General features: G+C 72.4%; 1 protein-coding gene. It reads left to right on the forward strand.

Annotation, left to right across the window (positions count from 1 at the left end):
* Positions 1 to 2,325: acyltransferase domain-containing protein (locus AC2VNT_RS07135; protein ID WP_486946185.1), on the forward strand; the 2,325-nt coding region annotated here is incomplete at both ends.

Raw genomic sequence — 2,325 nt, forward strand, 5'->3', positions numbered from 1 at the left:
TGGGTGAGCCGGGTGCGGCCTACTTCGCCGGCGGGCTGTCGCTGCGCGACACGGTCCGGATCATCTGCACGCGGGCCCGGCTGATGGGCGAGTGCGAGCGGATGCTGTTCGGCGAGTACATCCGGCTGATGGCGCTGGTGGAGTACTCCGCCGAGGAGGTCAAGACCGTCTTCGCCGACTTCCCCGACCTGGAGGTCTGCGTCTACGCCGCCCCGGGCCAGACGGTGATCGGCGGGCCGCCGGATCAGGTGGACGCGATCATCGCCCGCTGCGAATCCGAGGGCCGGTTCGCCCGCAAGTTCCAGACGAAGGGCGCCAGCCACACCCAGCAGATGGACCCGCTGCTCGGCGAGTTCACCGCCGAGCTGGCCGGCATCCACCCGCTGGCGCTGTCCTGCGGCTACTTCTCCACCGTGCACGAGGGCAGCTACCTGCGCCCCGGCGGCGAGCCGATCCACGACGTGGAGTACTGGAAGAAGGGTCTGCGGCACAGCGTCTACTTCACCCAGGGCGTGCGCAACGCGGTCGACAACGGCTACACCACCTTCCTGGAGCTGGCCCCGAACCCGGTGGTGCTGATGCAGGTGGGCCTGACCACCGCCGCCGCCGGGCTGCCGGATGCGCAGCTGATCGCCACCTTGGCGCGCAAGGCCGACGAGGTCGATTCGATGACGACCACCATGGCGCAGCTGTACGTCTACGGCCACGACCTCGACGTCCGCACACTCTTCCCGCGCCGGGTGGACGGGCCGGTCGGCGCCGACGAGTTCGCCGACATCCCGCCGACCCGGTTCAAGCGCAAGGAGCACTGGCTGGACGCGCACTTCTCCGGCGACGCGTCCGGGGTGATGCCCGGCTCGCACGTGGCGCTGCCGGACGGCCGGCACGTCTGGGAGTTCGCCCCACGCGGCGCGGCGGATCTGCCCGGGTTGGTGAAAGCCGCTGCGGTCGTGCTGCTGCCGGATGCGCAGGTGGTGGCCGCCGAGCAGCGCGCGGTGCCGGGCGCCGACGCCCGGCTGGTGACCACGCTGACCCGGCATCCGGGCGGCGCGGCGGTGCAGGTGCACGCCCGGATCGGCGAGTCGTTCACCCTGGTCTACGACGCCCTGGTGTCCCGGGGCGGCAACGGCGCCGCGGTGCTGCCGACGGCGGTCGGCGCGGGGGCCCTGGCGCAAGCCGACGCTGCGGTGATGGCGGAGCCGGTGACCCAGGAGCAACCCGACGCGGAGATTCTGCACGACAGCCTCACCCAGGGCGTGGCGATGGGCGCAGGCTTCGCCAAGTGGTCGCCGGAGTCCGGTGAGACCGTCAAGGACCGATTGGGCACCATCGTCGGCGCCGCGATGGGCTACGAACCCGAAGACCTGCCGTGGGAGGTGCCGCTGATCGAGCTCGGCCTGGACTCGCTGATGGCGGTGCGGATCAAGAACCGGGTGGAATACGACTTCGACATGCCGCCGATCCAGCTGACCGCGGTGCGCGACGCCAACCTGTACAACGTCGAGGAGATGATCCGCTACGCGGTCGAGCACCGCGACGAGGTCGAGGCGCTGCACGCCCACCAGCGGACCCAGACCGCCGACGAGATTGCCGCCGAGCAGGCCGCGCTGATCGCCAAGGCGAAGGCCGCCGAAACGCCGGCCCCGGCCGCCGAACCCGCCGCGCCCGCCGAAGCCGCACCCCCGGCACCGCCGGCGGCGGATCGGCCGATCCCGCCGCCGCCGACGGACCCGACCGGTGCATCCCGGACGGTTGCCCCGGCGGCGCCGGCCGCGGCCGCTCCGGGTGTCTCGCTGACGCAGGTCGACGTGCCGCCGCGCGACCAAGCCGAGCGGGTCACCTTCGCCACCTGGGCGATCGTGACCGGCAAGTCGCCCGGCGGCATCTTCGCCTCGCTGCCGAAGCTGGACGGCCACGCCGCCGAGAAGATGGCCCAGCGGCTCTCCGAGCGCGCCGACGGCACCATCACCGTCGACGACGTCACGTCGGCCGGCACCATCGAGCAACTCGCCACCAAGGTGCGCGAGTTCGTCGAGGCCGGCGAGCTGGACGGCTTCGTCCGCACCCTGCGGGCCCGGCCGGAGGGCTCCACCGCGCCACCGGTCTTCGTCTTCCATCCGGCCGGCGGCTCGACGGTGGTCTACCAGCCGCTGCTGGCCCGGCTGCCGGCCGAGGTCCCGATGTACGGCCTGGAGCGGGTCGAGGGCTCCATCGAGGAACGCGCCGCGGTGTACGTCCCCAAGCTGCAGGAGCTGCAGGGCAACGGGCCGTTCATCCTGGTCGGCTGGTCGCTGGGCGGTGCGCTGGCCTACGCCAGCGCGATCG

This window comes from Mycobacterium sp. TH-M15 (assembly GCF_057473705.1).